Consider the following 794-nt stretch of genomic DNA (forward strand, 5'->3'; position numbering starts at 1 on the left):
GCACATACCGTAGTTTCTGTTGGCCCGTAAGCGTTGATCAGATCTACTCCATGTTCTTTGTACATCGCCATGACCTGTGGATTGGTAACATCTCCGGCTACCACAAGCTTTTCTAATGGTAAAATAGAGTCTCGCGTTAATAATACCGGTGGAATGGTTGCTATTCTGATGCTGTTCTCTTCGATATAATCTTTTAAGGCAGACAGATCAGTTTGAAGTTCTTTTTCTAAAATATAGATGGTATGGCCATGGGTAATGGATGGGTACAATTCCCAAACATGGGCATCAAATACATAGTTTGCATACCATAAACAGTTCTTCTGAACTCCGTTTTCAAGCAATCCAAATTCTCTGGATTCCTGATGAATCAGGTTGGATACATTCTTGTGTTCAACCATTACTCCTTTTGGAAGTCCGGTGGTTCCACTGGTGAAAATAACATAAGCTAAATTATTGGGTTGAGTACTGGTAACAGGATTATTAATGGATTCTGTTTCAAGTGCTGCTTTAAAAGTAATTTCGTCTAATGAAATTATATCTACTGCTTGAGTTTTTAGCTTTTCAACGGTACTTTCCTGACCTAAAATCAATCTTGCTCCGGTGTCCTGAAGAATATGTTCTATTCTATCTGCTGGATAAGAAGGATCCATAGGAACATAGGCTGCTCCGGATTTTAATACTGCTAAAATAGCAATCAGCATATTCTCGGAACGATCTAAACATAATGGAACAAGTTCGTCTGGCTGAAGGTTATAAGCAGCTATTAAATGGTTGGCTAAACGGTTGGATCTTTC

At 38.8% G+C, this 794-nt stretch carries 1 protein-coding gene; it reads right to left on the reverse strand.

Annotated elements, in window-relative coordinates; translation table 11 throughout:
* Positions 1-794: AMP-binding protein (locus DRF65_RS28180; RefSeq protein ID WP_165852332.1), on the reverse strand; the 794-nt coding region annotated here is incomplete at both ends.

Origin of the sequence: Chryseobacterium pennae (genome assembly GCF_003385515.1) — a bacterium.
Classification (GTDB): Bacteria; Bacteroidota; Bacteroidia; order Flavobacteriales; family Weeksellaceae; genus Chryseobacterium; species Chryseobacterium pennae.